Below are 24,317 nucleotides of genomic sequence, written 5' to 3'. Positions count from 1 at the left end.
CAGCACCGCACCACCCCACGCACCGACAGCAGCCACAGGAGCAGCCGTGATCAACGACATCCTCAACGAGGCCGACCAGAAGATGGACAAGTCGGTCGAGGCGACCCGTGAGGAGTTCGCGACCATCCGGGCCGGCCGGGCCAACCCGGCGATGTTCGCCAAGATCACGGCCGACTACTACGGCACGCAGACCCCGCTCCAGCAGCTCGCGTCGTTCACCTCGCAGGACGCGCGCACGATCGTCGTGGCGCCGTTCGACATCGGTGCCATGGCCAACATCGAGAGGGCGATCCGCGACTCCGACCTCGGCGTCAACCCGGCCAACGACGGCAAGACGATCCGCTGCGTCTTCCCCGAGCTCACCGAGGAACGCCGCAAGGAGTACATCAAGCTCGCGCGCTCCAAGGCCGAGGAGGGCCGGGTGGCGGTGCGCAACCTGCGCCGGAACGCCAAGCAGAACCTCGAGAAGCTCGAGAAGGACGGCGAGGTCGGCAAGGACGACGTCACCGGTGCCGAGAAGCGCCTCGACGGCATCACCAAGAGCCACACCGACGCCATCGACGACCTGCTCAAGCACAAGGAATCCGAGCTCCTCGAGGTCTGAGGCGCGATGACCACCCCACCCGCGGCGAAGGACCACGGTCGCGCGGGCCGCAACCTCCCGGCCGCGATCGGATCGGCGGTCGTGCTGCTCGGCGCGATCGCGGCCTCGCTGGCGTTCTGGAAGATCGGCTTCCTGTTCATCGTCGCGGCCGCCGTCGTGGTCGCGGTGTGGGAGCTCCACCAGGGATTGCTGGCCAAGGGGATCGACATCCCCGAGCAGCCGCTGATGGCCGGCGGCGTCGTGATGGTGGTCGTCGCCTACTTCTACGGCGCCCCGGCGCTCGTCACCGCCACGGCCGTCACGGCGCTGGTGATCATGCTCTGGTTGCTGCGCCGCGGCGTGGACGGCTACGTGCAGAACGCCACCGCCTCGGTGTTCACGCTGGTCTACGTCCCCTTCCTCGGGTCCTTCGTCGCGCTGCTGCTGGCCGAGGGAGGAGCGACCGACTTCGACCGCTGGGACGACGGGGTCCGCGGCATCGTCACCTTCATCCTGGTGACCATCGCGTCCGACATCGGGGGCTATGTCGCGGGCGTGCTCTTCGGCAGGCACCCCATGGCTCCGGTGATCTCGCCGAAGAAGTCGTGGGAGGGCTTCGCCGGGTCCCTGGTCTTCTGCGTCGCCGCCGGTGTCGCGCTGGTGGTGCTGCTCCTCGAGGGGGAGTGGTGGGTCGGCGTCGCCCTGGGGCTGATCGCGGTCGTCATGGCCACGCTCGGCGACCTCTGCGAGTCGGTGATCAAGCGCGACCTCGGGGTGAAGGACATGAGCCAGGTCATCCCCGGCCACGGCGGCCTCATGGACCGTCTCGACTCCCTGCTGGCCACGATCGCACCGATCTGGTTGCTGCTCCACTACACGGTCTTCTGACGGGCCGGACCACCTCCCCGGCGCTGCGCCCGCGGGACAGTACGGTGACCGCATGACCGAGGCAGACGTGCGCGATCCGGCGCAGGAGCGCCACTGGTGGGACTGGTGGCACGACTCCCACCCCACGTTCGCGGCGCTGACCGGCTTCTTCGCCGGCATGGTCTTCGTCACCGCCGTCCCGGGGGCGTTCGCGGCCCTGCTGCGGCTGCTGTTCACCTACGACCGCGCCACCGAGCTCTTCCCGTGGGTCCTCGCGTTCTTCGTCGTGCCCCTGGCCATGCTGTTCCCGCGCCGGACCCGCCGCTTCGCCCAGTTCGTGTGGCTGGGCATGGTCGTGACCGCGGTCGTGGTGCTCGGGGTCGCCTCGCTGGTGCTCTACTTCATGGTCCGCTACGACGGCTGAGGATGTGACCCCCGCGCGGGGCGGTGCGACACTGGAGCGGTCATGAGCGACTCTCCCCGCACCCTCCCGCTGGTCATGTCCGAGCCGCGCGGCCGCAAGAAGCCGCCGCGCCACCTCGCCGACCTCACCGAGGCCGAGCGGAGCGAGGCGCTGGTCGAGGCCGGCCTCCCCGCCTACCGTGCGAAGCAGCTGTCGAACCACTACTTCACGCGCCTCGTCGACGATCCGGCCGAGATGACCGACCTTCCCGCGGCGCAGCGCGAGGAGCTGGTCTCCACGCTCCTGCCCGAGCTGATGACGCCGCTGCGGACGATGGAGGCCGACAAGGGCACCACCCGCAAGACGCTGTGGAAGCTCTTCGACGGCGCGCTCGTCGAGTCGGTGCTGATGCGCTACCCGAACCGCACCACCATGTGCGTCTCGAGCCAGGCCGGCTGCGGCATGGCGTGCCCGTTCTGCGCCACCGGCCAGGGTGGTCTCCAGCGCAACATGTCGACCGCCGAGATCGTCGAGCAGGTCGTCGCCGGTGCCCGGTCGCTGGCGCGGGGCGAGGTGCCCGGCGGCACGGGCCGTGTCTCCAACGTCGTGTTCATGGGCATGGGCGAGCCGCTGGCCAACTACAAGGCCGTCATCGGTGCCGTACGCCGCCTCACCGACCCGAACCCCGGGGGGCTCGGGATGTCCGCGCGCGGCGTGACCGTCTCGACGGTGGGGCTCGTGCCGCGGATCCGGCAGCTGACCGACGAGGGGATCCCCGTGACCCTCGCCCTCAGCCTGCACGCCCCCGACGACGAGCTGCGCAACGAGCTGGTGCCGATCAACACGCGCTGGTCGGTCGCCGAGACCGTGGAGGCGGCGTGGGACTACGCCGCCCGCACCAAGCGCCGCGTGTCGATCGAGTACGCCATGATGCGCGGCATCAACGACCAGGCGTGGCGGGCCGACCTGCTCGCCGACGTGCTCAACTCCTACGGCGACTGGGGCTGGGTCCACGTCAACCTGATCCCGCTGAACCCGACCAAGGGCGGTCCGGTCTTCCAGGGGAAGATCTTCACCCGCTCCGAGGACGGCGACATGGACGAGTTCGTGCGGCGCCTCGAGGCCAAGGGCGTCCCGACGACCGTCCGCGACACCCGCGGCAACGACATCGACGCCGCCTGCGGCCAGCTCGCCGCGCTGGAGTAGGGCCCAGGCTCGGCTCAGACGAGCGCCGGCATCGGGAGCAGCAGCTCCACGTTGCGCGCGTTCTTCTTGCCGCGGCTCTCGGTGTGGAGCTGCCAGTCGTTGGCGGACAGCTGCCGCGAGAGCGAAGCCAGTCGCAGCACGCCGTCGTAGGTCTTGGCCCGCCGCCGGGCCGCGTGGTCGACCATCGTGCAGAAGATCGACAGCGAGCCGTCCTGGTTGTCCATGAGCTCGATCAGCCGTGACTGCTGGGGCCAGTCGATGTGCGAGGCGGTGTTGATCTCCCAGAAGCCACCGCCCTCGCGGGCGTGGGGACGGACCTGGTTGTCGTGGGTGTGGCCGTTGACCCACGCCACGACGTTCGGGTGAGCGAGCAGCAGGTCGACCACCGCCGGTCCGAGCACCCGCGGCTCGGCACCGGTCTGGAGCCTGTCGTTGCCCATCGACCAGGAGGTGTGGTGGCTGGCCGCCACGACCAGCTTGTCGGTGGCCGCCGCGAGCTGTGCCTCCAGCCACGCGAACTGCGACTCGGGGAGGGAGCCGTCTTGCCCACCGTTCTCGTTCACGGTGTCCATGACCACGAACCGGACGTCGCCCTGGTCGAAGGTGTAGTAGCCCAGCCCGCTGCTGCGGTTGTCCTCGGTGAAGCCGTGGCCGACGGGCGACCCGGTCGTGGTGAAGTGCTCCTCGATCGTGTCCGCACGGGAGAGCAGGCGACGGTCCGGGTCGGGTGTCACCTCGCGGACCGTGGTCTTGTAGGCCTTCTCGCCGCTGACCGCCTTCTCCTGCCAGAGGGCGATCTGCTGGAAGTTGCCCTGCACCAGCTGGTCGTGGTTGCCGAAGACGGCGTACCACGGCATGGCGAGGCCCGTGGCCTGGAACGGTGCCCGAGCGCGGTCGAGCAGCCCGGGGATCCGCGGGAAGCCGTGCTTGGTCATCGGCACGTCCTTCTTCTTGCCCGCCGGCGGCCCGTCGGGGTGCCAGAAGTAGCGGTCGTAGAAGTCGGGGTCGTCGTCCATGACCCCCTCCCACCGGCTGAGGTCACCCGAGTCCGGGGTGATCTCACCGCCGTCGAGGAGGTCGATGTTCCAGCGGATCTCGTTGTACTGGCTGTTGTCGGAGTTGTCGCCGGTCTGGATGGCCAGCGCGAGCGGGACGCCCGAGACCGGCCCGACCCCGATCCTGTTCAGGCGCCGGACCATCGACTCCGCGACGTGGGCCGTGAGCATCTCCTGGGGCCGGTAGGCCGACGACGAGACGCCTTCCTCACGCTCGAAGCGCATCGGCGACTGCGCGTCGAGGACGTGCACGTCGCTGAGCTGGGCGAACGCCAGCAGCGGCGTACGCCGGCTGGCCCGACCGCGCTGGGCGGGGGCACCGAGGCCCGCGCGCACCACGTGGGGCTCGCCGGGCCCGGCCACGACCCGTGACCAGCCACGGTCGTTCGGCCGGCTGATCCGGAAGGTCTTCTCCAGGGTCGTCAGCCGCCCCGTGACGGCCCGGGGGCCGGCGACCGCTCGGGCGGCGAGCCCGGTGCCGGCGACCGCCGCTCCGGAGAGGGCGGCGACCGCGGAGGCGGCGCCCGCGGTGCGGAACAGGTGACGACGGGTGAGATCCATGCGCGAACCCTAGGGCCCGGGGTCAGGTCGCGGGAGGATTTCTGGTGACGACCTTCACAGCGTCGTCGACGTCCTCGACGAGGTGGACGTGGTCCTCCATGCCGCGCCCGGCCGCCAGCCGCTGCAGGAGCGGCCAGACCGGGAGCTCCTCGGTCCAGTGACGGCGCCCCACGAGCACCATCGGGGCGACCCCGGCCGGGTCGGCGTAGTAGTTCTCGCAGGCGTCCTGGAAGACCTCCTGCACCGTCCCGGCCGCGCCCGGGAGGAAGACGATGCCGGCCCGGCAGACCTCGAGCAGCACGGCCTCCCGGACCGCGTTGCGGACGTACTTCGCGATCGCCGTGGCGAAGACGTTGGGCGGCTCGTGGCCGTAGTGCCACGTGGGGATGCCGAGCGACTCGACCGGTCGCGCGACCCGGTCGACCACGTCGAAGCCGACCCGCGCCCAGGCGCCGATGTGGCAGTCGAAGCCCGGCACGGTGGCCAGGTGGCGCAGCGCGTCGTCGAGGACGTGGAGCGGCTCGCGGGAGAGCGCCGCGCCGAGGTTCGCCGCCTCCATCGCACCCGGGCCCCCGCCCGTCGCGACGGTCAGGGAGCGGCCGAGGCCGCGGCCCAGCCGTGCGGCGTCGGCGTACGCCGCCTCGCCGCGGCGAACCGCGTGCCCACCCATCACGCCGACGACGTGCCGCCCCTCGACCCAGCGGCCGAGGGCGCTGTCGACGGCGTGGTCGTGCAGGGTCGCGGCGAGCGCGGCGTCCGGCCCGTCGTGACCCACCTGCTGCGACCACGCGTAGCCCCGGGCGTCCAGGCTGTCGTGGTAGCGCCCCGTGCCGTAGAGCTCACGGGCGGTGTAGAGCTCGCTGCGCCACGAGTCGAGGGGGACGTCGGGCAGCGTCGGGAAGACGACGGCGCCGCGCGACTGGAGGTCGGCCACCGCGGCGTCGCCAAACGTGCAGCCGAGGAAGATGGCGCCCGCCACGCGCCGTCCGCCGAGGTCGACCCCCGTGAGGTCGACCGACCGGATCCGCCACCCCTCGAGGTCGTGGGCCCCGCCGGCGAGCCGCGACTCCAGCTCGCGGCGGGTCTCCACCTCGACGACGCGTCCTCGGGTGTGCCTCATGGGGCCGACCCTAGGTCTCGGCTGGTCGTCTCAGAAGGCGTGGGCCAGCAGCTCCGAGAACAGCTCGTGCTCGTCCGCGGCGAGCCCGCGCGACTGGAACCAGCGGCAGACGTTGGTGCAGTCGCGGAGCAGGAAGTCCATGCCGGCAGGGTTGCCGACCAGGTCGATCACCTGCGGCAGGTCGATCACGACGAGCCGCTCGCCCGCGGCCAGGATGTTGTAGGCCGACAGGTCGCCGTGGACCAGGCCGTGGCGGGCCATCTCGGCGAGGAAGTCCCTCACCTGGTCGAAGTACGACGCCAGCAGGTCGGCGTCCGGCCTGGTCTGCGCCAGCCGCGGCGCGGTCTCGCCGTCGTGGGTGATCCACTCCATCAGCAGCTCGGTGCCGTCGAGCTGGACGGGATAGGGGACGGCCAGCCCGAGGCTCCAGAGCTGCTTGAGCGACTCCCACTCGGCGCCGGCCCACTGACCGGCGGCGACGGCCCGCCCGAAGCTGGACTTCTTCGCCATCGCGCGGGTGTCGCGGGTGTTGCGGACGCGCCGGCCCGACGTGTAGTCGGAGGAGCGGTTGAAGTCGCGGTGGTCCTCGCCGCGATAGCGCTTGGCGACCATGACGACCGACTCGCCTGTCGCGTCGCTGCCGGGGACCGCGCGCTCGAGGAGGAAGGCGTCGGCCTCCTTGCCGGTCTTGAGGACCCCCAGCTCGGTGTCGACCGCGGCGCGGGAGGTCACGACCCAGTCGGGTCGCGGCTCCGGGCCACGGCACAACGGCTCGACGCTGTGCCAGGTCGACCAGCGCTGGGTGTCGTCGTCGGGCTCGTCGTAGGACGCGAAGTCGAAGACGAACCGGGGATCGATCCCCTCGAGGGGATCGGTGTCAGGACGTGCGGTGGAGAAGGGGTCCGGAGATGGGATCTGCGGAGGGAGAGACGTGCTCAACGGTGCTCCAGGGGAGAGAAGGGGTGCGGTCTGCGGGCAGGCCAGCGACAGTCGTGGTCATGTCACCCCTCCTTCTCGTCGGTTCCTCGTCGGGCACAGCACGGGCGACGCCGTGCGGCGCGACCATGGTGCGGTCCGCGCCGCCCGGCGTGCAACCGAATTAACGCACCGATCTGTCGGTCAGGCCGCGGCGGCACCGTCGACCGACAGGTGGACGGCGGGAACCCGGTCCCAGTCGTCGTCGAGGTGGACCACGGCGCGACCGGCGCGCTGCAGCAGGCTCGCTGCGGTGCCCGCCCGGAACCCGGACCGGCAGTGGACCCAGATCTCGCCGTCGGGGAGCTCGGGGATGCGCATCTCCAGCTCGTGGAGGGGGATGTGCCGTGCGTCGGTCAGGTGGCCCGCGTCGAACTCGTCGTGGCGGCGTACGTCGAGCACGACGGGCGGGTCGCCGAGGGCCGCGAGGTCCTCCCATCGGGCACGCCGATAGCCCGCGGGCATCCGGTGGCCGGGCGCCAGGGCGTGGGTGGCGACGCCCTCGATCCCGATCGACTCCAGCTCGCGCACGGCCGCTGCGATCGCCCCCGGCTCGTCTCCGAGCAGCACGATGTCGTCCTGCCACGGCACGAGCCAGCCGACGTAGGTCGCGAACTGGCTGGTGTGCTCGACGGACACCGCCCCCTCGAGGTGGGCTTCCGCGAAGAGCGCCCGGTCCCGCACGTCGATCACCCACTGGCCGGCCCGGAGCGCGTCGGTCACCTGGTCGGCCGTGACCGGGCGGCTCGCCGCGGGGACCTCCGCGCCACGACCCGCGCGGTTCAACCCACCCATGTGGGAGTAGTAGGTGGGCACCGGTCCGTAGCCGGCCACGAGCCGGGCCACGAACTCCTCCCGGTTCGTCGTGAGGGCGGCGTTGGTGACGAGCTGGTGGCCGAGCGTCACGGAAGCCCCGCCCGTGCCCGCGACGTCGCCTCCGGCGCAGAAGCTGCCGAACCCGTGCGTCGGCAGCAGCGCCGTCGTGGTGGGCAGGGTGGCGAGCCGTCGCGCCGACCACCACTGGGCGCGGGCGAGGTCGAGGGTGTGCTCGGGGCCGAGGAGGTCGGTGCGCCCGACGGTGCCGTGGAGCAGGCTGCCCCCGCTGAGGACGGCGCCGCCCGCTCCGGCGTGGGCCCGGTCGGTGACGTGGAAGGACTGGTGGTGGTGGGTGTGGCCGGGAGTGTCGATGACCTCGACCCGGAGCGTGCCGACCGCCAGCACGTCGCCGTCGTGCACGCCGATGCGGGGCACGTCGACGCGCTCAGCGGCCGCGACGAGGTGGTCGGCGGCATGGCGCCGCGCGAGCAGGGGGGCACCCGAGACGTAGTCGTTGTGCACGTGGGTGTCGGCGACCGCGGCGATCTCGACACCTGCCGCGGCCGCCGCCGCCTCCACGACGCGGTGGTCACGGGGCGGGTCCACGACCAGGGCCAGCCGGCCGTCGTGGACGAGGTGGCAGCGGTTGCCCAGGTGGGGGACCGGGACGGGCACGACGTCCATGCACTCACTCCTTGATCAAGACGACTGAATTACTCAACTTTGGCACGGAGCATCGGGTTCGGACCAGCCGGGGTGGGCGTGTCGAGTAGATTTCGGGGCATGACCCACCCCCGCTCGCTGCGTCGCGCCCTCGTGGCGCTCGTGGCCGGCGCGCTCGTGGCCGGGCTCGCGGGGGCGTCCGTGGCGGCGGTCGCCGATCCGGACGAGCAGGTCGGCGCGGACGGCATCGGCGACGGCTACTTCCCGCTCGACGGCAACGGCGGCCTCGACGTCCTGCGCTACCGCGTCCAGGACCGCTACCGCTTCGGAGCCCGCACGCTGTCGGGGACCACGCGTCTGACCGTGCGTGCCACCCAGGACCTCGACGCGTTCCACCTCGACCTGCTCCTGCCGGTGCGTTCGGTACGGGTCGACGGGGTGGCGGCCGACCACCGCCGGCCGTCGCGCCACGAAGTGCTGGTCCAACCGGCGGCTCCCATCGCCGAGGGCCAGGAGTTCTCGGTCCTGGTCTCCTACGCCGGACGCCCCGGGGAGCTCGGCTACCTCGGCGAGCGCAACTGGCTGGCCAACCGCCGCGAGGTCGTGGCGATGAACCAGCCCCACATGGCGCCCTGGTGGTTCGCCGCCAACGACCACCCCAGCGACAAGGCGCTGATGGACATCTCGATCACGGTGCCCCGGCGCAAGCAGGTCTTCGCCAACGGGGAGCGCGTGTCCCGCGAGCGGCGCGGCAAGGTCACCACCCACCGCTACGTCTCGGCCGAGCCGATGTCCACCTACCTCGCGATGTTCGCCGCCGGGCGCTTCGACGTACGCCGGGGCGAGCGCGGCGGGCTGCCGTGGACGGCGGTCGTGTCACGGCTCCTCCCGCCGGCCTCGCGCGAGGCCAACCTGGACCTGATGCGGCGTACGTCGCGCGTGGTGGAGACGCTCGAGGAGGACCTCGGCGACTACCCCTTCGCGCAGGTCGGCGGACTCGTCACCGGCCTCGACGTGGGCTTCGCGCTCGAGAACCAGACGCTGCCGACCTACCCCGAGACGGGACGTGGCTACACCTGGCTGGTGGTGCACGAGATCGCCCACCAGTGGTTCGGCGACTCCGTGGCACTGCGCCGGTGGCGCGACATCTGGCTCAACGAGGGTGCGGCGACGTTCATGGAGTGGCGCTGGGAGGAGACCCACGGTGGTCGCTCCGCCTCGGCGACGCTGTGCCACCAGTACCGTCAGCGACCGGAGTCGAGCAGCTTCTGGCACCTCCGGATCGGCGACCCCGGTGCCGACGACATCTTCGCCGGGGCGGTCTACTACCGCGGGGCGATGACCTTCCAGGCGCTGCGCAACCGCATCGGTGAGCAGCACTTCTGGACGCTGCTCCAGCGGTGGGTCGCGGAGCGCCGCGACGGGCTCGGCACCCGGTTGGCCTTCAAGCGGCTGGCCGAGGAGGTCTCGGGTCGCGAGCTCGACGCCTTCTTCCGGGTGTGGCTCGACACCGGCAGCAAGCCGGCCGACCTGCGCCGCAACGGCCTCAACTGCTCGGTCTCGACCGGCTGATCAGCCCAGCAGGGGAGCGACGGCGCGGGCCACCAGGCTCGGCCGTCCCGTCACCCGCTCCTCGGCGTCCGCCCAGGTCATCGCCCGCAGGCCCGCGTTCACGCCCAGCCACCGCAGCGGTTCCGGCTCCCACCGGGGCGACTGGTGTCCCACCCACGGCAACCGGGTGAGCTCCGTGTCGCGGTCGAGGACGAGGTCGCGGAGGGTGCGGCCGGCGAGGTTGGTGGTGCTGACGCCGTCGCCCACGTAGCCGCCTGCCCACGCCACCCGCGTGTGCCGGTCGAGGCCGACCGACGCGCACCAGTCACGGGCGATGCCGAGCGGACCTCCCCAGGCATGGCTGATCCCGACGTCGGCGAGGACGGGGAACATCTCGACGAGCGTGGCCCGGAGACCCGCGAAGACGCGCTCGTCGCGGTCGAAGGCGGGGGAGACGCGGGAGCCGAAGTGGTAGGGCGCGCCGCGGCCGCCGAACACGAGGCGGTCGTCCGCGGTGCGCTGCCCGTAGATGATCAGGTGGCGGTGGTCGGTGAACGTCTCGCGCTCCCGGAGCCCGATCCGCTCCCACGTGGCGGCGGGGAGCGGCTCCGTGGCGATCACCAGGGAGTAGACGGGGATGACGTCGCGCTGGTGACCCGGCAGGCCCGGCGTGTAGCCCTCGGTGGCGCGGACGACGGTGCCGGCGGTGACGGTGCCGGCGGCGGTCGTGACCGTCCCGGGGGCGATCGCGGTCGCCCGGGTGTGCTCGTGGACCACGACGCCTCGGCCCGTCAGGGAGTCGGCGAGTCCCCGCACGAGCCGCAGCGGGTGGAGGGCGGCGCAGTCGGGGGTGTAGGTCGCTGCGAGGGTGCGGGTCGCGTCGAGCCGTGCCCGGGCTGCGCCGGCGTCGAGCAGGCGCAGCTCGTCCTCGCCGACTCCCCAGCCTCGGGCGTGGGCGAGCTCGGCCTCCGCGCGCCGCAGCTGTGCGGGCGATCGGACCAGGGTGATCGTGCCGCCCCGGGCGGCCTGGGCGTCGACCCCGAGGCGGTCAGCGGTCTCGACGACCTCTCGCACGCTGTCGCGCATCGCCGCGTGCTGCGCCAGCGCAGCGGCACGACCGCCCAGGGCGGCGAGCGAGTCCAAGGAGGCCGGGAAGAGGGCCGAGCACCACCCGCCGTTGCGGCCCGAGGCGCCGTAGCCCACGGTCTCGGCCTCGAGGACCGCGATCCGCAGCGACGGGTCGGCCTCGGCGAGGTAGTGGGCCGTCCAGAGCCCCGTCAGGCCGCCTCCCACGATCGCCACGTCGACGGTCGCGTCGCCGGCCAGCGGAGGTCGGTCCGGCGCCGCGGGTGCGGTGTCGGACCAGAGGGACCTGCCGGTCGTCGCGGTCAGCGGACGCCCCACGAGTAGGTCTGCTTGCGGAGCTTGAGATACATGAAGGTCTCGGTCCGTGCGACGCCCTCGATCTGGCGGACCTTTTCCGAGAGCAGCTCGAGCAGGTGCTCGTCGCTCTCGCAGACGACCTCGGCGAGGATGTCGAACGTGCCGGCCGTGATGACGACGTAGTCGACCTCGTCCATGGCGGCGAGCGCCTCGGCCACCGGCTCGAGCGCTCCCTCGACCTCGACCCCGACCATCGCCTGCCGGGCGAAGCCGAGCTGCAGGGGGTCGGTGACGGCCACGACCTGCATCACGCCGCTGTCGATCAGGCGCTGCACGCGCTGTCGCACGGCGGCCTCCGAGAGACCGACCTCCTTGCCGATGGCGGCGTACGAACGGCGGCCGTCTTGCTGGAGCTGCTCGATGATGGCCTTGGCCACGTCGTCGAGGAGTGCCCCGCTGCGCTCCTGCTTCCTGCTCATGGGGCGTCACTCTGTCACAGACATCCGCCTCACGGCCACGGTTGACCGTGGATTCCGTTGTTTCGTGCATGTTTCCCCACGGAATCACTTGTCAGCGGGGGGTGCCCGTGACACGATCCGAGAGTTCCGGGGGGATCGGGCACTCGCACGACGTCTGTCGACGGAAGGGTCACATGAACGCAGGCAGGGGTGGGACGACGCGGCGCGGCTTCCTCCAGGGAGCCGGGATCGCGGCCTTCGGGATCGGGAGCGCCTACGCGTTGACGTTCTTCGACGCCGAGGGGGCGCAGCAGGACCCGGCACAGTGCACGACCCGCGACCTGTCGGACTCCGACCCGCGGCTCGTGATCTCCAACTGGCCGGCCTACATCGACCCGCGCAAGAAGACGACGTCGACGCTCGCGGTCTTCCAGGAGCAGACCGGCATCACGGTGGACTACACCGACGACGTCAACGACAACGCCGAGTTCTTCGCGAAGGTCCGCAACCAGCTCGGCGCGTGCGAGCCGATCGACCGCGACATGATGATGCTGACCGACTGGATGGCGGCCCGCATGATCTCGCTCGGCTGGATCCAGCCGATCGACAAGGCGAAGGTGCCGAACCTCCACCAGAACCTGATCAAGCCGCTGCGCGACCGGCAGTGGGACCCCGACCTCACCTACCACGCGCCCTGGCAGAGCGGCCTGACCGGCATCGCCTACAACGCGGCCAAGACCGGGGAGGTGCGCTCCTTCGAGGAGCTCCTGACCCGCGAGGACCTCAAGGGCCGGATCACGCTGCTGACCGAGATGCGCGACACGATGGCCTTCATGCTCCGCGTCGTCGGGGCCAGCCCCGACGAGTTCACCGAGGACGAGTGGGCCAACGCGATCGACCGGCTCCGCTCGGTCGTCTCCGCCGGGCAGATCCGGGCCTTCACCGGCAACGAGTACATCCAGGACCTCACGGCCGGCAACATCGTCGCCTGCGAGGCCTGGTCGGGCGACGTGATCCAGGCGCAGTTCGACAACCCCGACATCAAGTTCGTCGCACCCGAGGAAGGGCTGTCGCTCTGGAGCGACAACATGATCGTGCCCAACCTCGCGTCGCACACGAACAACGCCGAGCAGTGGATCGACTACTACTACGAGCCCGAGGTCGCGGCGAAGCTCGCCGCCTGGGTCAACTACATCTGCCCCGTCGAGGGGGCGAAGGAAGCGATGGAGAAGATCGACCCGTCGCTGGTCGACAACAAGCTGATCTTCCCCGAGGACAGCGACCTCGCCGACACCTTCGACTTCATGCCGCTCGACGACCAGCAGTCGATCGCCTACGAAAGGGACTGGTCCAATGTCATCGGTGGCTGAGCAGGAGAAGCCCATGTCCGAGGCGGTCGGGGGCGGCCTGGAGCTGCGGTCCCTCACCAAGGAGTTCGCCGGGTTCACCGCGGTGAAGTCGCTGGACCTCGACGTACCCAAGGGTGCGTTCTTCGCGCTCCTCGGTCCCTCCGGCTGCGGCAAGACCACCACACTGCGGATGGTCGCCGGGCTGGAGTCGCCCACGAGCGGCACGATCACGCTCGGCGGCCAGGACATCACCCGCACGAAGGCCTACCAGCGCCCGGTCAACACGGTCTTCCAGAACTACGCGCTGTTCCCGCACCTCGACATCTTCGAGAACGTGGCCTTCGGTCTCCGCCGTCGCAAGGAGAGCGACGTCGACCGGCGGGTGACCGAGATGCTCGAGCTCGTCGAGCTCAGCAGCCAGGCCCGCAAGCGGCCGGCCCAGCTCTCCGGCGGCCAGCAGCAGCGCGTGGCCCTGGCGCGGGCCCTGATCAACCAGCCGGAGGTGCTGCTGCTCGACGAGCCGCTCGGCGCGCTCGACCTCAAGCTGCGGCGCTCGATGCAGCTGGAGATCAAGCGGATCCAGACCGAGGTGGGCCTGACCTTCATCCACGTCACCCACGACCAGGAGGAGGCCATGACGATGGCCGACACGGTCGCGGTGATGAACGCCGGGGTCATCGAGCAGATGGGCGCGCCCAGCGAGCTCTACGAGAACCCGCGCACGACCTTCGTCGCCAACTTCCTCGGCCAGTCCAACCTGATCGAGGGCCGGATCAAGAGCCGGGACTCCGACGTGGTGACGGTCGACATGCACGGCACCGACGTGTCGGTCACCACCGCGCGGAGCCACGCCGACGGCGAGATGGGCTGGATCGGCATCCGGCCGGAGAAGGTGCTCATCGGCGACGAGGGCGAGAACCTCGACGCTCCCGGCAACTCGATCCCGGGCGGTCGGGTGGTCGACGTCAGCTTCGTCGGCGTCAGCACCCAGTACCTCGTCCGGATGCCGTGGGGCCAGGAGCTCCAGGTCTTCGAGCAGAACACCGGACGCCGCAGGATGTTCCGTCGCGGCGACCAGGTCGAGCTGTCGTGGCGTCCGGAGTTCGCGTTCCTGCTCGACCACAGCCAGGACGCCTCGGCCGGCGCGCAGCGCATGGACGCCTCGTGAGCGAGACCGTCCGCCGGAAGGGGCGGACCGGCTACCTGCTGCTGCTGCCGGGCGTGGTCTGGCTCAGCCTCTTCTTCGTCATCCCGTTCTACTCGCTGGTCGCGACCAGCCTCTACAACGCCGACGGGTCGGTGTTCCGGGGCTACGAGATGTCGTGGGCGTTCGGGAACTACACCAACGCCATCCAGGAGTACTGGGGCCCGCTGGTCCGGTCCCTGGTCTACGGCGGTATCGCGACGCTGATCTGCCTCGTGCTCGGCTACGTCCTCGCCTACGCCATCGCGTTCAAGTCCGGCCGGTGGAAGAACCTGATGCTGGTGCTGGTGATCGCCCCGTTCTTCACCAGCTTCCTGGTCCGCACGCTCTCGTGGAAGCTGATCCTCGCCGACGACGGTTTCATCGTGAACACGCTGCAGGCACTCCAGCTGCTCGGTGACGACGGGCGGCTGCTGGCGACACCCATCGCCGTCGTCGCAGGCCTGACCTACAACTTCCTGCCGTTCATGGTCCTGCCGCTCTACGCCAGCATCGACAAGATCGACCACCGCCTGATCGAGGCGTCGAGCGACCTCTACGCCAACCCGATCGTGGGCTTCTTCAAGGTGACCTGGCCACTGTCGCTCCCGGGCGTCATCTCGGGCACACTGCTCACCTTCATCCCGGCCTCGGGCGACTACATCAACGCCCAGCTGCTCGGCAGCCCCAACGAGCGCATGGTCGGCAACGTCATCCAGGACCTCTTCACCGACGCCGGCGACTACCCGGCGGCCGGCGCGCTGTCGATGATCATGATGATCCTGATCGTGGTGATGGTCCTGTTCTACATCCGCCGCTCAGGGACGGAGGACCTGCTGTGAACTGGATCCGGGAGCGGATCGTGCTGCTGCTCGGCATCGCGGTCCTCGTCTACACCTTCGTGCCGATCTTCGTGGTCGTGCTCATGTCCTTCAACGACCCCGCGAGCCGCCTGGTCTACCGGTTCGACGGCTTCACCCTCCACAACTGGCTCAACCCGTGCGAGGACCCGTCGATGTGCGAGGCACTCGCGCGCTCGGTCGAGATCGGGCTCCTCGCGACGCTGGTCTCCACCGTGCTCGGCAGCCTCGCCGCGTTCGCGCTCGTGCGCCACGACTTCGTGGGCCGCTCGTCGATGAACCTGCTGATCTTCCTCCCGATGGCGACACCGGAGATCGTGATGGGCTCCTCGCTGCTGGCCCTCTTCGTGGCGGCCGGCTTCGCGGGCCAGCTGGGCTTCTGGACGATCCTGATCGCCCACATCATGTTCTGCCTGTCCTTCGTGGTGGTGACGGTCCGCGCCCGCCTGGCCGGCATGAGCGACACGCTCGAGCAGGCAGCCATGGATCTCTACGCCACGCCCCAGCAGACCTTCTGGAAGGTCACCTTCCCGCTGGTCTTCCCGGGCATCCTCGGAGCGGCGCTGCTGAGCTTCTCGCTGTCGTTCGACGACTTCATCGTCACCAACCTCAACGCCGGCACGACCACGACCTTCCCGATGTACGTGTGGGGCGTCGCGCAGCGCGGCGTACCGATGCAGGTCAACGTCATCGGCACCGTCATGTTCGTCATCTCGATCGCCATCGTGCTCGGCGGCGAGCTGCGCAACCGACGCCGCCAGGCCGCCCTCGCCTGACCGCCTCGCCCGCACCTCGACGGCGGGCTGGGGTCGCGAGGGTGCCGGTGGTCGCCGATTGGTCACCAACGGCGATCCTGAGGGCGGATTCTCGCCGTTGGTGACCAATCGGCACGCGCAGCGGCCGCCCAGGCCGCACCGCGGCGTACGCCGGGCGGGGGAAGGAGGCGCAGGGCGGGGAAGTCCCTGGCAGCGGATCGGTTCCGCGCCCTGCGCCTCCGAACGGGGCAGCCGCAACCCCTCCGCCGCGGCCGGCGCCCGTTCCCCTCCCTCCGGGGTCTGCTGGGTCGAGCGTGTCGGGACCCGAGAGCTGCTCAGAGCAGCGTGTAGGCCTTGTCGAGCACGACGCGGAGGATCTGCTCCATCTCGTCGAAGTGCTGCTGGTCGCAGATCAGCGGCGGAGCCAGCTGGATGACCGGGTCGCCGCGGTCGTCGGCGCGGCAGTAGAGGCCCTCGTCGTAGAGCGCCTTGGAGAGGAAGCCGCGCAGCAGCTTCTCGGCCTCCTCGTCGTCGAAGGTCTCCTTGGTGGCCTTGTCCTTGACGAGCTCGATGCCGTAGAAGTAGCCGGCGCCGCGGACGTCGCCGACGATCGGCAGGTCGCCGAGCTTCTCGAGGGTGGAGCGGAAGGCGCCCTCGTTGGCGCGCACGTGCTCGTTGATCCCCTCCTTCTCGAAGACGTCGAGGTTGGCCATGGCCACGGCCGTCGAGACCGGGTGACCACCGAAGGTGTAGCCGTGGAGGAAGGTGTCGCCGTGGAGGAACGGCTCCATCAGCCGGTCCTGGGCGATCATCGCGCCCAGCGGTGAGTAGCCGGAGGTCAGGCCCTTCGCGCAGGTGATGATGTCGGGCTCGTAGCCGAAACGCTCCGCGCCGAACATGTGGCCCAGCCGCCCGAAGGCGCAGATGACCTCGTCGCTGACCATCAGCACGTCGTACTCGTCGCAGATCTCGCGCACGCGCTCGAAGTAGCCCGGCGGCGGCGGGAAGCAGCCGCCGGAGTTCTGCACCGGCTCGAGGAAGACAGCGGCCACGGTGTCGGCGCCCTCGTTCTCGATCGCGACCGCGATCTGGTCGGCGGCCCAGCGGCCGAAGCGCTCGGGGTCGCTGCCGTCGAGCAGTCCGCTGCTGACCTCCTCGGCGCGGTAGATGTTGGTGTTCGGCACCCGGAAGGTGCTGGGCACCAGCGGCTCGAACGGCGCCTTCATCGGCGGCAGGCCGGTGATCGACAGCGCACCCTGCGGCGTGCCGTGGTAGGCGATGGCGCGGCTGATGACCTTGTGCTTGGTCGGCTTGCCGGTGAGCTTGAAGTAGTTCTTCGCGAGCTTCCAGGCGCTCTCGACCGCCTCGCCGCCGCCGGTGGTGAAGAACACCCGGTTGAGGCCACCGGGTGCATAGCCGGCGATGCGCTCGGCGAGCTCGATCGCGGAGGGGTGGGCGTAGGACCACAGCGGCATGAACGCCAGCTCGCGTGCCTGCCTGGCAGCCGCGTCGGCGAGCTCCGTGCGCCCGTGGCCCAGCTGGCTCACGAAGAGACCGGCCAGCCCGTCGAGGTACTTCTTTCCCTTGTCGTCCCAGATGTAGGGCCCCTCACCCCGCACGATCACGGGCACGTCGGCGTGCTCGTAGGTCGAGTGACGGGTGAAGTGCATCCAGAGGTGGTCCTTCGCGGACTGCTGGAGCTGCTCGTGGTCCAGGGGCATGGGCACATCATCACCCTCGCCACTCTCGATCTGCAAGTGAATCCGTGGTGAACTTGGCCTCAGAACTCGAAATCCGTAGTCAAGCATGGAGTTTGCGGAGGGATGGGCGCGTGGAACGCACGGTGTTCGCGGGAGGACGGGTCTTCGACGGCCATCGGTACGTCGGCGCCGCCGAGGTCCTGGTCGAGGGCGGACGCGTCGTCGCCGTCGGGAGCCTCGACCCCGCGCAGCGAGCGGGCGCCGACGTGGTCGACGTCAACGGTGGCCTGGTCGCGCCCGGATTCACCGACGCCCACGTCCACACGATCCAGGGCGGCGTGGAGCGCACCCGGTGCGACCTCTCCGAGGACGAGACCCGCGAGGCCTACCTGACGCGGGTGTCGGCGTACGCCGCCGCCCACCCCGAGCGACCGTGGATCCAAGGCGGTGGCTGGGCGATGGCCGCCTTCCCGGGCGGCACGCCGACCGCGGCCGACCTCGACACCGTGACGGGTGGGCGGCCGGCCTACCTGCCCAACCGTGACCACCACGGCGCGTGGGTCAACAGCCGGGCCCTCGAGCTCGCCGGCATCGACGCCGACACCCCCGACCCGGTCGACGGCCGGATCGAGCGGGACGCCGACGGCCGCCCGACCGGAACGCTGCACGAGGGGGCCATGGCACTGGTGAGCCGGCTCGCGCCCGCCACCACCGAGGAGGAGTACGACGCCGGCCTGGTCGCCGGGCAGGCCTACCTCCACTCGCTGGGCATCACGGCGTGGCAGGACGCCATCGTCGGCGCCTACGCAGGGATGGACGACCCGGGCCCGGCCTACCGGCGTGCGGCCGAGCGCGGCACGCTCACCGGCTGGGTCGTCGGCGCGCTCTGGTGGGACCGCGACCGCGGCCTCGAGCAGCTCGACCACCTGCGGGCCCTCCGGGAGGAGTTCTCGCACGGCCGGTTCCGGGCGACGAGCGTGAAGATCATGCAGGACGGCGTCGCGGAGAACTTCACCGCCGCGATGGGGACGCCCTACCTCGATCGCTGCGGCCACGCGACCACCAACCGCGGACATTCCTTCGTCGACGGTGAGGTGCTGCGCGAGGTCGTGCCGGCGCTGGCCGACGCCGGGTTCCAGGTGCACGTCCACGCGATCGGCGACCGCGGTGCCCGCGAGGCGCTCGACGCGTTCGAGGCGGCCCAGGGGCGCGGCGACGACCTCCGCCACCACATCGCCCACCTCCAGGTCGTCGATCCGGCCGACGTGCCGCGGTTCGCGGCGCTCGGCGTCGCGGCCAACGCCCAGGCACTGTGGGCCTGCCTCGACGACCAGATGGTCGACCTGACCCTGCCGTTCCTGGGCGAGGAGCGCGCGGCCTGGCAGTACCCCTTCGGCGCCCTCCACCGCAGCGGCGCCCGGCTCGTGATGGGCAGTGACTGGCCGGTCTCGACCCCCGACCCGATGGCCGCGATCCACACCGCCGTCACGCGCACGGCGTACGGCGCCGAGGGCCGCGAGGGCAACGAGCCGTTCCTCCCGGAGCAGGCGGTGGACCTGACGACGGCCTTCGCGGCCTACACCTCGGGCAGCGCCTGGGTGAACCACCGCGACGACGCGGGGACGCTCACGCCGGGCGCGGTCGCCGATCTCGTCGTGCTGGACCGCGACCCCTTCGACGGTCCGGAGGGCCTGATCGGGGCAACCCGAGCCGTGTCGACCTGGGTCGACGGAAGGCCCGTCACCTCGTCGTAACAGGTCATTGACAACGGATTCCGTCAGTTCGGTGGGCCTACCTCTACCGAATCCGTAGGGGTGCGGTTAGGGTTCGGCGCATGGCTGACACGAGCTTCCACAACATCGTCGACGGGGAGAAGGTGCCGTCCGCGTCGGGCGAGACCTACGACGTCGTCGACCCCACCACCGGGGAGACCTACGCGACCGCCCCGCTCTCCGGGCCCGAGGACCTCGACCGCGCCTACGGCGCCGCCGAGAAGGCGTTCGAGTCGTGGGGCGAGGCCACCCCGCAGGACCGCTCCAACGCGCTGCTGAAGCTGGCCGAGGCCATCGACGCCCGGATCGACGAGATCAACGAGGTCGAGTGCCGCGACACCGGCAAGCCCCGGGGGCTGACGATGGAGGAGGAGATGCCCTACGCCTCCGACCACTTCCGGTTCTTCGCCGGCGCTGCCCGCGTGCTCGAGGGCCGCTCGGCGGGCGAGTACATGGCCGACCACACCTCGTGGGTACGCCGCGAGCCGATCGGCGTCGTCGGCCAGGTCACGCCGTGGAACTACCCGCTGCTGATGATGATCTGGAAGATCGCCCCGGCCCTGGCCGCCGGCAACACCGTCGTCCTCAAGCCCAGTGACACGACCCCCGCCAGCTCGACGCTGCTGGCCGAGATCGCCCAGGAGTTCCTGCCGCCCGGCGTGCTCAACGTCGTCTGCGGCGACCGCGACACCGGCCGCGCCCTCGTCGAGCACCCGACGCCCCAGATGGTCGCGATCACCGGCTCGGTCCGCGCGGGCATGGAGGTCGCCGGCTCGGCGGCGAAGGACCTCAAGCGGGTCCACCTCGAGCTCGGCGGCAAGGCCCCGGTCATCGTCTTCGACGACGCCGACGTCGAGGCCGCTGCCGAGGGCATCGCCGGCGCCGGCCTGTTCAACGCCGGCCAGGACTGCACGGCCGCCACCCGCGTGCTCGCCGGCCCCGGCATCCACGACGAGTTCGTCGCGGCGCTCGCGGAAGCGGCGAGGGGGATGCCGACCGGTGACCCGCTGGCCGAGGGCACCTACTACGGCCCCCTCAACAACGCCAACCAGCTCAGCCACGTCACCGGGATGGTCGACCGGCTGCCCGACCACGCCAGCGTCCAGACCGGCGGCACCCGTCAGGGCGACCGCGGCTACTTCTACGAGCCGACCGTCCTCTCCGGGCTCCAGCAGGACGACGAGCAGATCCAGACCGAGATCTTCGGACCCGTGATGACGGTGCAGAAGTTCAGCGACGAGGCCGAGGCGCTGCGGTGGGCCAACGGCGTCCAGTACGGGCTCGCCTCCAGCGTCTGGACCACCGACCACGCCCGCGCCATGCGGATGTCCAAGCGGCTCGACTTCGGGTGCGTGTGGATCAACACCCACATCCCCTTCATCTCCGAGATGCCCCACGGGGGCTTCAAGCACTCCGGCTACGGCAAGGACCTCTCGATGTACGGACTCGAGGACTACACCCGCATCAAGCACGTCATGAGCTACATCGGTGAGTGAGATGAGGATCCTCCTGGTCGGGGCCGGCGGCGTCGGTGGCGCCTTCACGGCCATCGCTGCCCGACGTGACTTCTTCGAGGCGATGGTCGTCGCCGACTACGACCTCGAGCGCGCCGAGAAGGCTGCCGCCACCGACGAGCGCTACGTCGCCGCGCAGGTCGACGCCTCCTCCCAGGAGTCGGTCGAGGCGCTCTGCCGCGAGCACCGGATCACCCACGTGATGAACGCGGTCGACCCGGTCTTCAACATGCCGATCTTCGACGGTGCCTTCGCCGCCGGTGCCGACTACGTCGACATGGCGATGTCGCTGAGCAGGCCCCACCCGGACACGCCGTACTCCAAGTGCGGCGTCAAGCTCGGGGACGAGCAGTTCGCGGTCGCGGGGGAGTGGGAGCAGGCGGGCCGGCTCGCGCTGGTCGGCATGGGCGTCGAGCCCGGGCTGTCCGACGTCTTCGCGCGCTACGCCGCCGACCACCTCTTCTCCGAGATCGACGAGCTCGGCACCCGTGACGGCGCGAACCTCGTCGTCCGCGACGACGACGGCCACGAGATCTTCGCGCCGTCGTTCTCGATGTGGACCACGATCGAGGAGTGCCTCAACCCGCCGGTCATCTGGGAGCGGGCGAGTGCCGACGTCGACGGCGGCTGGTTCACCACGCCACCGTTCAGCGAGCCGGAGGTCTTCGACTTCCCGGAGGGGATCGGCCCGGTCGAGTGCGTCAACGTGGAGCACGAGGAGGTGCTCCTCATGCCGCGCTGGGTGGACTGCCAGCGGGTCACCTTCAAGTACGGCCTCGGTGACGAGTTCATCAACATCCTCAAGGTCCTCAACACCCTGGGCCTCGACAAGACCGAGAAGGTGAGGGTCAAGGGCGTCGAGGTCAGCCCGCGCGACGTGGTCGCCGCGGTGCTGCCCGACCCGGCGACCGTCGGGCCCCGGATGACCGGGAAGACCTGCGCCGGCCTGTGGGTGACCGGCACCGGGAAGGACAGCCGGCCGCGGTCGACCTACCTCTACCACGTCGTCGACAACGAGTGGGCGATGCAGGAGTACGGCCACCAGTGCGTGGTGTGGCAGACCGCCGTGAACCCCGTCGTCGCCCTGGAGCTGGTGGCGCGCGGGACCTGGAGCGGTGCCGGCGTGCTCGGACCGGAGGCGTTCGACGCGCAGCCGTTCCTCGACCTGCTGACGGAGTACGGCAGCCCCTGGGGCATGGTCGAGAAGCCAGTCTGAGGAGCATCCTGATGACCGTGAGCACGAGCGCGACCGTTGGTCCGGCGGCAGGGACGGGAGCGGCTCCGGCCATCTCGCTGCGCGAGCTCGCCAAGCACTACGGAGACGTGCGTGCCGTGGCGGGTGTCGACCTCGACGTCGAGGACGGCGAGTTCTTCTCCATGCTCGGGCCGTCCGGGTCCGGGAAGACGACGGTCCTGCGGCTGATCGCCGGCTTCGAGGAGCCGACCGCGGGGCGCGTGGTGCTCGGCGGCACCGACGTGACCGCCCGTCCGCCCTTCGCGCGCGACGTCAACACGGTCTTCCAGGACTACGCCCTCTTCCCGCACCTCGACGTGCTGCGCAACGTCGAGTACGGGCTCCGGGTCAAGAAGGTCCCGCGCGCCGAGCGCCGCGAGAGGGCCCTCGAGGCCCTCGAGACGGTCCGACTGGAGGGCTACGCCGACCGCCGGCCGGCCCAGCTCTCCGGCGGTCAGCGGCAGCGGGTCGCCCTGGCCCGCGCCCTCGTCAACCGGCCGCGGGTGCTGCTGCTCGACGAGCCGCTCGGTGCCCTCGACCTCAAGCTGCGCCGCGAGATGCAGATCGAGCTCAAGCACATCCAGCGCGAGGTCGGCATCACCTTCGTGTTCGTGACCCACGACCAGGAGGAGGCCCTGACGATGAGCGACCGGATCGCCGTCTTCAACAACGGGCGGATCGAGCAGGTCGCCACCCCGGCCGAGCTCTACGAGTCCCCGGCCAGCTCGTTCGTCGCCGGCTTCGTCGGTACCTCCAACCTCCTCACCGGCGACCTCGCGAAGGCGGTCGTCGGTCGCGAGGGCACCTTCTGCATCCGACCGGAGAAGATCCACCTCGGCGCGGACACCGACGCGCCCGTCCGTGCCACGGGCGTGGTCCGGGACGTGGTCTACCTCGGCTCGGTCAACCACTACCTCGTCGAGCTCGACGGCGGCACCACGCTGACGGTGCTCAGCCAGAACCTGCGCGGGGACACCGCCCAGGCCATGGGACGACGCGGGGAGCGCGTCGAGCTCGCATGGGCGGACGCCCACCTCATCGACCTCAGCCGCGGAGAGCCCCTCACCGCGACACCAGGAGAAGGAGAACCCACATGAGAACAACCAGGAGCCTGGTGGGGGTGATGGCTGTGCTGGCCCTGACGGCGGCCTGCGGCACCACCTCCGGCAGCGGTGGCGACGGCGGCTCGGCGTCCGAGGAGCAGGGGGGCTTCGTCGCCCCGGACCTGCCGATGGCCGAGGAGCTCGGCGACTACGAGGGCGAGCTGAGCGTGCTCGCCTGGCCTGGCTACGCCGAGGACGGCTCCACCGACAAGAGCGTCGACTGGGTGACGCCCTTCGAGGAGGAGACCGGCTGCGACGTCACGGTGAAGTACTTCGGCACCTCCGACGAGGCCGTCACCCTCATGCAGTCCGGTGAGTACGACGTCGTGTCGGCCTCCGGCGACGCGTCCCTGCGACTGATCGCCAGCGCCGACGCCGAGCCGGTCAACACCGACCTGATCGAGAACTACGCCGACGTGTGGCCCTTCCTGAAGGACCGCGACTGGAACTCCGTCGACGGCCAGATGTACGGCGTTCCCCACGGCTACGGCGCCAATCTGCTGATGTACAACACCAAGGAGGTCACGCCCGCGCCGACCGACTGGTCGCCGGTCTTCGACGGCGCGTCCGACTACAGCGGCAACGTCACGGCCTACGACAGCCCGATCTACATCGCGGACGCCGCGCTCTACCTCATGAACACCCAGCCCGACCTCGGCATCGAGCACCCCTACGCCCTCGACGCCGACCAGCTCGCGGCGGCGGTCGACCTGCTCAAGCAGCAGCGCGAGCACGTCGGGGAGTACTGGTCGGACTACCTCAAGGAGATCCAGGCCTTCACGACCGGTGACTCCGTGGTCGGCACTACCTGGCAGGTGATCGTCAACCTCGCCCAGGCCGACAAGGTCCCGGTCGAGGCGATCCTCCCCGAGACCGGGTCGACCGGCTGGTCGGACACCTGGATGGTCAACGCCAACACCGAGCACCGCAACTGCGCCTACGGCTGGCTGAACCACATCATCAGCCCGGAGGCCAACGCCGCCGTCGCGGAGTGGTTCGGTGAGGCGCCGGCCAACAGCAAGGCCTGCGACCTGACGAGCAAGGGCTTCTGCGAGAGCTACCACGCCGGTGACGAGGCCTACGCCGAGGGCATCTGGTACTGGACGACCCCGATCTCGGACTGCCTCGACGGCCGGACCGACGTCGAGTGCACGACCTACCAGGACTGGACGCGTGCCTGGACCGAAGTGAAGGGCTGACCCACGA

21 protein-coding genes are annotated in these 24,317 nt (G+C 70.6%); 14 read left to right on the top strand and 7 right to left on the bottom strand.

What is annotated here, in order from left to right:
* Positions 1-49 precede the first annotated feature (49 nt).
* The 4 genes from frr to rlmN are packed head-to-tail and all read left to right on the top strand — an operon-like array spanning position 50 to position 3,059.
* Complete coding sequence (gene frr, locus ABD091_RS02455) at positions 50-604, top strand: ribosome recycling factor (RefSeq protein ID WP_343920873.1); 555 nt, start codon at positions 50-52, stop codon at positions 602-604.
* Positions 605-610: 6 nt separating this feature from the next.
* On the top strand, positions 611-1,471 hold the full coding sequence (locus ABD091_RS02450) for a phosphatidate cytidylyltransferase (protein WP_343915543.1): 861 nt from the start codon (positions 611-613) through the stop codon (positions 1,469-1,471).
* Between the two features lie 52 nt (positions 1,472-1,523).
* Positions 1,524-1,874 (top strand): hypothetical protein, encoded by a 351-nt coding sequence (locus ABD091_RS02445; RefSeq protein ID WP_343915542.1) that lies wholly within the window; start codon positions 1,524-1,526, stop codon positions 1,872-1,874.
* A gap of 42 nt (positions 1,875-1,916) precedes the next feature.
* On the top strand, positions 1,917-3,059 hold the full coding sequence (rlmN, locus tag ABD091_RS02440) for a dual-specificity RNA methyltransferase RlmN (RefSeq protein WP_343915540.1): 1,143 nt from the start codon (positions 1,917-1,919) through the stop codon (positions 3,057-3,059).
* Between the two features lie 14 nt (positions 3,060-3,073).
* Here rlmN and ABD091_RS02435 read toward each other — a convergent pair whose 3' ends face one another.
* The 4 genes from ABD091_RS02435 to ABD091_RS02420 form a co-directional block, all read right to left on the bottom strand.
* The gene (locus ABD091_RS02435) at positions 3,074-4,675 is read right to left on the bottom strand and encodes a metallophosphoesterase (RefSeq protein WP_343915539.1); all 1,602 of its coding nucleotides are present in this window, start codon (positions 4,673-4,675) and stop codon (positions 3,074-3,076) included.
* 22 nt (positions 4,676-4,697) lie between these two features.
* A complete protein-coding gene (locus ABD091_RS02430) occupies positions 4,698-5,795 on the bottom strand; it encodes an LOG family protein (protein ID WP_343915538.1) in 1,098 nt (365 codons plus the stop codon).
* Between the two features lie 30 nt (positions 5,796-5,825).
* On the bottom strand, positions 5,826-6,734 hold the full coding sequence (locus ABD091_RS02425) for a serine protein kinase RIO (RefSeq protein WP_343915537.1): 909 nt from the start codon (positions 6,732-6,734) through the stop codon (positions 5,826-5,828).
* Positions 6,735-6,914: 180 nt separating this feature from the next.
* Positions 6,915-8,270: a rhodanese-like domain-containing protein gene (locus ABD091_RS02420; RefSeq protein ID WP_343915536.1), complete on the bottom strand. Its 1,356-nt coding sequence runs from the start codon at positions 8,268-8,270 to the stop codon at positions 6,915-6,917.
* A gap of 99 nt (positions 8,271-8,369) precedes the next feature.
* Here ABD091_RS02420 and ABD091_RS02415 point away from each other — a divergent pair, with 99 nt between their 5' ends.
* A complete protein-coding gene (locus tag ABD091_RS02415) occupies positions 8,370-9,821 on the top strand; it encodes a M1 family metallopeptidase (protein WP_343915535.1) in 1,452 nt (483 codons plus the stop codon).
* Here the strand turns inward: ABD091_RS02415 and ABD091_RS02410 are convergent, their stop codons facing one another.
* Together ABD091_RS02410 and ABD091_RS02405 are read right to left on the bottom strand one after the other, a co-directional pair.
* Positions 9,822-11,204, bottom strand: coding sequence for an NAD(P)/FAD-dependent oxidoreductase (locus tag ABD091_RS02410; RefSeq protein WP_343915534.1), 1,383 nt, complete (start codon positions 11,202-11,204; stop codon positions 9,822-9,824). It lies immediately after the preceding gene.
* Positions 11,189-11,662 carry an Lrp/AsnC family transcriptional regulator gene (locus ABD091_RS02405; protein ID WP_343915533.1) on the bottom strand — a complete coding sequence of 158 codons (474 nt, stop codon included), beginning with the start codon at positions 11,660-11,662 and terminating at the stop codon, positions 11,189-11,191. The genes ABD091_RS02410 and ABD091_RS02405 overlap by 16 nt, the downstream gene beginning before the upstream one ends.
* Before the next feature lie 173 nt (positions 11,663-11,835).
* Here ABD091_RS02405 and ABD091_RS02400 point away from each other — a divergent pair, with 173 nt between their 5' ends.
* From ABD091_RS02400 to ABD091_RS02385, 4 genes are read left to right on the top strand one after another with little or no spacing between them, the layout of a single operon-like run.
* Positions 11,836-13,011 carry a polyamine ABC transporter substrate-binding protein gene (locus ABD091_RS02400; protein WP_343915532.1) on the top strand — a complete coding sequence of 392 codons (1,176 nt, stop codon included), beginning with the start codon at positions 11,836-11,838 and terminating at the stop codon, positions 13,009-13,011.
* Complete coding sequence (locus ABD091_RS02395; protein ID WP_343915531.1) at positions 13,004-14,158, top strand: ABC transporter ATP-binding protein; 1,155 nt, start codon at positions 13,004-13,006, stop codon at positions 14,156-14,158. The genes ABD091_RS02400 and ABD091_RS02395 overlap by 8 nt, the downstream gene beginning before the upstream one ends.
* Positions 14,155-15,015 (top strand): ABC transporter permease, encoded by an 861-nt coding sequence (locus ABD091_RS02390; protein WP_343915530.1) that lies wholly within the window; start codon positions 14,155-14,157, stop codon positions 15,013-15,015. Before ABD091_RS02395 ends, ABD091_RS02390 begins: the two co-directional genes overlap by 4 nt.
* Positions 15,012-15,809, top strand: coding sequence for an ABC transporter permease (locus ABD091_RS02385; protein WP_343915529.1), 798 nt, complete (start codon positions 15,012-15,014; stop codon positions 15,807-15,809). Before ABD091_RS02390 ends, ABD091_RS02385 begins: the two co-directional genes overlap by 4 nt.
* A 314-nt stretch (positions 15,810-16,123) precedes the next feature.
* Here ABD091_RS02385 and ABD091_RS02380 read toward each other — a convergent pair whose 3' ends face one another.
* A complete protein-coding gene (locus tag ABD091_RS02380) occupies positions 16,124-17,509 on the bottom strand; it encodes an aspartate aminotransferase family protein (protein WP_343915528.1) in 1,386 nt (461 codons plus the stop codon).
* 110 nt (positions 17,510-17,619) lie between these two features.
* Here ABD091_RS02380 and ABD091_RS02375 point away from each other — a divergent pair, with 110 nt between their 5' ends.
* The 5 genes from ABD091_RS02375 (at position 17,620) to ABD091_RS02355 (ending at position 24,310) form a co-directional block, all read left to right on the top strand.
* Entirely contained in the window at positions 17,620-19,242 is a 1,623-nt protein-coding gene (locus ABD091_RS02375) for an amidohydrolase (RefSeq protein WP_343915527.1), read from the top strand.
* Between the two features lie 80 nt (positions 19,243-19,322).
* A complete protein-coding gene (locus tag ABD091_RS02370; RefSeq protein ID WP_343915526.1) occupies positions 19,323-20,756 on the top strand; it encodes a gamma-aminobutyraldehyde dehydrogenase in 1,434 nt (477 codons plus the stop codon).
* Position 20,757: 1 nt separating this feature from the next.
* Positions 20,758-21,990 carry a saccharopine dehydrogenase family protein gene (locus tag ABD091_RS02365; protein ID WP_343920871.1) on the top strand — a complete coding sequence of 411 codons (1,233 nt, stop codon included), beginning with the start codon at positions 20,758-20,760 and terminating at the stop codon, positions 21,988-21,990.
* 11 nt (positions 21,991-22,001) lie between these two features.
* On the top strand, positions 22,002-23,105 hold the full coding sequence (locus ABD091_RS02360; protein ID WP_343915525.1) for an ABC transporter ATP-binding protein: 1,104 nt from the start codon (positions 22,002-22,004) through the stop codon (positions 23,103-23,105).
* Complete coding sequence (locus ABD091_RS02355) at positions 23,102-24,310, top strand: ABC transporter substrate-binding protein (protein ID WP_343915524.1); 1,209 nt, start codon at positions 23,102-23,104, stop codon at positions 24,308-24,310. Before ABD091_RS02360 ends, ABD091_RS02355 begins: the two co-directional genes overlap by 4 nt.
* Positions 24,311-24,317 lie beyond the last annotated feature (7 nt).

Origin of the sequence: Nocardioides aestuarii, assembly GCF_039527245.1 — a bacterium.
In the GTDB taxonomy this organism is placed as follows: domain Bacteria; phylum Actinomycetota; class Actinomycetes; order Propionibacteriales; family Nocardioidaceae; genus Nocardioides; species Nocardioides aestuarii.
The sequence above is the reverse complement of the archived record's forward strand: the minus strand, read 5'-3'. Positions and strand labels throughout refer to the sequence as shown.